Below are 6,034 nucleotides of genomic sequence, written 5' to 3'. Positions count from 1 at the left end.
AAATAAGATCAAATTACATCTTCAATGTTCTTTATTCGGTTTTAATTGTGCAAATTAGGTATGCATGAAAGCATAAATCTAGCCATATTAGAACCAGTAAAATGGCGCAGCATATATTCTATAAAATAAAAACCAATCAGGCAATATTGAAGTTTTTAAATGTGAGCATGCCTCTCTCGATGTTTATAAATATACTATGAGTTGGTCATAGATAAAATGAGGAATGTCAGCATTAAAACTTTTGCATCTAAAAAATCAATCTCTTATCTTAAATACTTTTTCCAATATAGTATCCATTAAGCACCATTTCGTAATAGAAGATTGTAATGAATTTACTCCTACAAATGCAGTAAACCATAACCAGTTTATATTTACATAAATGGCAAGGAACAAACTTGTTAATATAAAAATTCCTGCTATGACTCTAACGATTCTATTTTTCATATTTTTAGTTTTAAATGTGTTTTTCGATAGGTAATACAATCGCCTTAATAGGGTTATTGGTTTCTAAATTTTCATTAAATAGTTCTATTAACTTGAATAGATTTTCGATGAGATTCTCGTCTGTAAAGGAAAAAAATAAATGCGACTCGTTACCTCCCGATTCACTTGGAAACCAACTAGATGTTTTTAAAACAGAGGGTATATTTTTATGACCATTAATATCATAACTGCTAAAGCTTTCAATATTAGCTTCTTTGAATAATTTTAAAACATCATTTTGAAATTCCTCTACTGCTGTAACAATTACTAATTTCATGTTTTCTGTTTTTATTTATAATTTTTACGTTCAATCATATAATAGACCAATGGCACTACTAAAAGGGTTATAAACGTACTTACAATGGTACCACCCATTAGAGAAATAGCTAACCCCTGAAAAATAGGGTCAAATAGTATCACAAAAGCACCAATAACAACTGTTCCTGCGGTTAATAAGATAGGTGTAGTTCGTACTGCACCAGCTTCTATTACGGCTTGTTTTAATGGAATATTATCGTCTAACCTTAAGTTTATAAAATCAATAAGCAACACAGAATTTCTTACCATAATACCCGCATGCACAATCATGCCTATAAATGAAGTGGCAGTAAAAAACGCACCCATAATCCAATGCCCTAACACAATACCGACCAATGATAATGGTATGGCAACCATCATAACGACTGGTGCTTTAACATTTACCTAATTAAAAGGGAAAACAATGTGCCATAAAAATCAATGAATATATTCTAGACCACCAAAAACAATTGTAATGTGATATCCAACCCACATTTAAAAGAGGAGTAAATGTATTTATATTTAAAGCGTAGATGTTATACTTAGGTGAAGGCTTAATGTTAAATATAAATTATAAAACTCAGATTTCATGATTTATTTGTTGCGTATAATTTTTTTCAGTGAATAATACTGAACAATAATGTTGTTTTATATGTTTATATTTGATTTTGTTAGCAGAGTATTATAGGTCTGAAATGAGAAAATGAGAAATATAAAATAATGAAAATGAGAATAATTAAGTACATAGTAGTGTCTATTTTTTCCTTTGTAATGTTAATTGGTTGTGGAGGAAAAGAAGAAAAGAATAAAGATGGGTTTACATACGAAAACAAAAAAAGCACGACAAAAAAAGTAGAAGAAAGCAACCTAAGTGAAGTGGTTTTGACCACTAATGATTTAATGCAGTTTAATAAAACTGAAATTAAGGTAAAAGCAGGCAAAAAGGTTAAGTTAACACTTAAACATATAGGGAAGTTGGACAAAAAAATAATGGGGCATAATTTTGTTTTACTTAAACAGGGTGTAAGTATTTCTGCTTTTGGGAACCATGCAGTCACCTTTGCTGAAAACGATTATATTCCTGAAAATACTAAAGATATTATTGTTCACACCAAATTAATTGGAGCTGGAGAAACAACGGTAATAGAATTTGATGCACCAGCAGTTGGCGAATACGATTTTTTATGTAGTTTTCCAGGACATTATGCTATTATGAAAGGTAAATTTATTGTAGAGTAATTTAAAATAAATCTTACCGTTTATACCAAAAAAGTCTGAGATTTATAACCTCAGACTTTTTGATTTTATACGGTTGATACAACGACTAACTTTTATATTTTTAGTTTAATTTTTTTCAGTGAATAATACTGAACAACATTATTGATATATATATTTATATTGTATGTTTTAACAAGATATATTTATGAAAATTAAATTTTTATTAATCCTTGTCCTTTTTGGGTTTTGTCTATCTGCACAAGAAGAAATAAAACTCGATAACTTAAACGACTTTAAAGCACAGGTTGGAAACTGGCAAGTTGTGGGCGACGTAAAAGTAAATAGGTACGTTGATGTGCACCATAAAGCACCAGAAACACAAGATTCAAAAAATAAAAATAAACGAAGAAAGAAAAAAAAGAATACCATCGAGTCACCAAAAGCCATTGAGTCTACACCTGGAACTGGTATTCTTTTAAATATAAATGATAAAGAAAAACATGATGCCTTAGTTACTAATTGGGAACATGGAGATTTGCTGTTGGAGTTAGAAGTGTTACTTCCAAAAGGATCGAATTCTGGTATTTATTTTCAAGGTCGATATGAATTGCAACTAAAAGATAGTTGGGGAGTTAAAAACCCTTTGGGATCTGATATGGGAGGATTTCATAACAATTGGGAAACTGATGAAAAGAAGATTTTTAGAGGTATTCCTCCAACAAGTAATGCTTCAAAAGCACCTGGGTTATGGCAAACATATAAAGTGCATTTTCAAGCGCCAAGATTTAATGATGCTGGTGAAAAAATTTCAAATGCTAAATTTATTTCGGTAGATTTAAATGGTGTTCGAATCCATAGCAACGTCGAAGTTCCAACTTATACCGGCGGCCCCATTGAAAAGAATGAAGTTGCCAAAGGCCCACTATTGATTCAAGGAAATCATGGGCCCGTTGCCATTAGGAATTTTAAATATCAATTGCTAAAAGAATCTTCAGTAACGCTAACATCACTGTCGCATGTTATCTATAAAGGCGCGTTTAAGGGATTGGACGAATTGAGCGAAAATGCTAAAGTGGCAGCCGGAAAATCCAATAAAATTGATATTCTTAGTGTTGGTGAAGAAGATGAATATGGTATTATGTACATAGGAACTTTGGATGTTTCGGAAGAAGATGATTATACAATTAGCGTGGGATATACCGGAGGTGTAAAGCTTATTATTGATAACAAAAAAATTGTAGAAGATAATTCTTCTAGTGGTCAAGGGGTGTTAAATGAAGATGTGACCTTATCAAAAGGAACACATAAGTTCATCCTAATTAATATTAAATCTGCTGCGTGGAGAGCACCACGATTAGGGTTGTCAATTAAGAGCAAATCGACAAATCCGAAAGATTTTCATGCTTATGATTCTTATCCGCCTAGTATAAATACGGTATCTCCAATTTTTGTTCAACCAGATTCTAAACCCCGTTTGTTAAGGGCATTTGTGAGTTTTAATGGCGATGGCAAACGCTTGTCGCACACCATTGGTGTTGGTACTCCAGAAGGTGTCAATTATATTTACGATTTAGGTGCAGGCAATCTTGTTGGTGTTTGGCGAGGTGAGTTTGTCGATGCAACTCCCATGTGGCACAGCCGTGGTGATGGATCGTTTAAACCTAAAGGTGCCGTTCAATGGACGTTTTTAAACCAACCTATTGCGCATTTTTCTGATTCCAATACCGCTTTTCCGGAAACAGGAACAACTCCAGAATTTGTTTCAAAAGGCTACGTAATAGATAAAACCACTTGGTTACCAGTCTTTAGATACCGTTATAAAGATGTTGATATTGAAAATAGAATCACACCAGATTCTAACAATAATTATGTGGTTCACGACATTCAGTTTTCAAAATCCGGATTGATAAATTGGTATTGTATATTGGCTTCTGGCGACGTTGAAAGAATGTCTGACGGCGCTTATCTTATAAAGAGTCAACAGTACTATATTAAAGTACTATCAGGTCAAATTCCTATAGTAAGAAAGGTGAACGGAGAAACAGAATTGATAATTCCTGTTGATGGTAGTAATATAAAATATGAAATAATTTGGTAGCCATGATAAACAAAATAATTCATAATAAAATTAAAGTAATAATTATACTGATTACGATTGGTTTTACGCAAATTATAATAGCTCAAAACACACCTAAAGAAGAAGATTATTACCGCATTACTAAAGTACCAACTCCAGAAGGAGTTAAAGTTGAAGGCGGTGGAGTATTGTCGCTTCCAGATGGAAGTATTGCTGTTTGTACCAGACGTGGCGATGTTTGGATTATTGAAAACCCAACCATGGGAAATGGCTACCCTTCTAAATTCATAAAATTTGCTTCAGGATTGCATGAACCGTTAGGATTGGCTTACCGTGATGGAGCATTGTACACAGCGCAAAGAGGAGAGCTTACTAAACTTGTAGATACTGATGGTGATAGAATAGCCGATGTTTACGAAACTGTTTATGCATGGCCATTATCAACCCATTATCACGAATATTCTTTTGGTCCCGTTTTAGCTCCAGACGATGCTTTTTTTGTAACAGCCAATGTAGCTTTTGGAAATGAAGAGTGGTGGCGTGGAGAAAGTCGTGTGCCATGGCGCGGATGGACTATGAAAATTTATGAAGATGGCCGTATGGAACCTTGGGCAACAGGAATGCGTTCGCCAGCGGGTTACGGACTTATTGATGATGAATTATTTTATACCGATAACCAAGGCGATTGGGTTGGTTCTGGAGGTTTGTGGCACTTGCCTAAAGGCGTGTTTACAGCACATCCGGCGGGTCTTAAATGGAGCAAACATAAAGATTCGCCTATAGAGCTTACCGAAGAAGCATTTTACAGTAAAATTGATAAACGTCAAGTTAAAATAAATGGGCGCTATGTAAAACCTGAAAATATTATAGATGAAGAAGACCCCGATTTTGTTTTTGAAGCAAAGGAGTCTTTTCCAGAAATGCAATTGCCTGCAGTGGTATTACCTCACGGTATTTTGGGTATTTCAAATTCCGAAATAAAAGTAGATAAAACAGGAGGGAAGTTTGGGCCTTTTAGCGGGCAAGTTTTTGTTGGCGATATGGGACAAAGTAAAATAATGCGTGTAGTTCTTGAAAAGGTTAAAGGCGAATATCAAGGTGTGGCTTTCGATTTTAGATCGGGTTTCCAATCGGGTGTGATGCGTATGGATTTTGACCAAAACGGAAACCTTTTTGTAGGCGAAACCAATAGAGGATGGGGATCAGCCGGAACTACAAATTCTGGTTTAGAGTTCCTCACATGGACAGGTAGAGTGCCTTTTGAAATGAAAAGCGTAAAATCGATGCCTGATGGTTTTGAGATTGAGTTCACAAAACCTGTTGATAAAAGTTCGGCAGAAGATTTAGACTCTTACAAAGGCAAAAGTTATATATATAAATACCATGCGGCTTATGGAAGTCCGCAAGCCAATCTGGAAACTATTAATTTAAAAGGCGTTAAAGTAAGTGACGATGGTTATAAGGTACGTATTGTAACCGATAATTTAAGACCGTTTTATGTGCACGAAATCACTTTAAATGGGGTTAAGGAAAAAGAATCGGGCCAGTTAACATTGCACCCAACGTTTTATTATACATTAAATAATATAGCAGAAGGAGACAAGTTAGCATTGTCTCAGCTTTCAACAAAACGTTCATCAAGTATTAAAAAGAAAGTGGTAAAAAACAAGCCTCGTATTAATAAAAAAGTAGCTGCTAAAAAGAATCCTGTTTTAACAGATACCCAAGTGCAACCGCTTTTAACTAACAATACTTGTGTAGCGTGCCACCATAAAGAAAAAAGACTTGTTGGACCTTCTTTTAAATTAATTGCAAAACGTAATTATACCGATGAGGAAATAGTGCAACTTATTTACAATCCACAGCCTAAAAATTGGCCAGAATATGCTACGCCTATGGCTCCCATGCCTCAGGTTCCCAAAGAGGAAGCGCTTAAAATTGCGGCTTGGATTAATTCTT

The 6,034-nt window shown here is 34.4% G+C and carries 5 protein-coding genes and 1 pseudogene; 3 read left to right on the top strand and 3 right to left on the bottom strand.

Annotated features, from left to right (window positions below; all coding sequences use genetic code 11):
• Window positions 1-255: 255 nt before the first annotated feature.
• From AADI82_RS13185 to AADI82_RS13175, 3 genes and pseudogenes are all read right to left on the bottom strand, one after another.
• Complete coding sequence (locus tag AADI82_RS13185) at window positions 256-444, bottom strand: DUF2892 domain-containing protein (protein WP_341216891.1); 189 nt, start codon at window positions 442-444, stop codon at window positions 256-258.
• A 10-nt stretch (window positions 445-454) separates the two neighbouring features.
• Entirely contained in the window at window positions 455-760 is a 306-nt protein-coding gene (locus tag AADI82_RS13180; RefSeq protein WP_341216890.1) for a hypothetical protein, read from the bottom strand.
• A gap of 11 nt (window positions 761-771) precedes the next feature.
• Window positions 772-1,176, bottom strand: a pseudogene (locus tag AADI82_RS13175) (efflux RND transporter permease subunit); the annotation flags it as partial.
• A gap of 330 nt (window positions 1,177-1,506) precedes the next feature.
• On the opposite strand from AADI82_RS13175, the gene azu reads away from it, so the two are divergent.
• The 3 genes from azu to AADI82_RS13160 all read left to right on the top strand — a co-directional run.
• Window positions 1,507-2,019 carry an azurin gene (gene azu, locus AADI82_RS13170; RefSeq protein WP_341216889.1) on the top strand — a complete coding sequence of 171 codons (513 nt, stop codon included), beginning with the start codon at window positions 1,507-1,509 and terminating at the stop codon, window positions 2,017-2,019.
• A gap of 184 nt (window positions 2,020-2,203) precedes the next feature.
• Window positions 2,204-4,096 carry a family 16 glycoside hydrolase gene (locus AADI82_RS13165; protein WP_341216888.1) on the top strand — a complete coding sequence of 631 codons (1,893 nt, stop codon included), beginning with the start codon at window positions 2,204-2,206 and terminating at the stop codon, window positions 4,094-4,096.
• 2 nt (window positions 4,097-4,098) lie between these two features.
• Window positions 4,099-6,034: hypothetical protein (locus AADI82_RS13160; protein ID WP_341216887.1), on the top strand; the 1,936-nt coding region annotated here is incomplete at its 3' end.

This window comes from uncultured Wocania sp. (assembly GCF_964021735.1).
Lineage (GTDB): Bacteria > Bacteroidota > Bacteroidia > Flavobacteriales > Flavobacteriaceae > Wocania_A.
The sequence above is the reverse complement of the archived record's forward strand: the minus strand, read 5'-3'. Positions and strand labels throughout refer to the sequence as shown.

Coding starts and splice junctions, on each gene's coding strand:
- AADI82_RS13185 (WP_341216891.1), bottom strand. CDS start 444: ATGAAAAATAGAATCGTTAGAGTCATAGCAGGAATTTTTATATTAACA.
- AADI82_RS13180 (WP_341216890.1), bottom strand. CDS start 760: ATGAAATTAGTAATTGTTACAGCAGTAGAGGAATTTCAAAATGATGTT.
- azu (WP_341216889.1), top strand. CDS start 1,507: ATGAGAATAATTAAGTACATAGTAGTGTCTATTTTTTCCTTTGTAATG.
- AADI82_RS13165 (WP_341216888.1), top strand. CDS start 2,204: ATGAAAATTAAATTTTTATTAATCCTTGTCCTTTTTGGGTTTTGTCTA.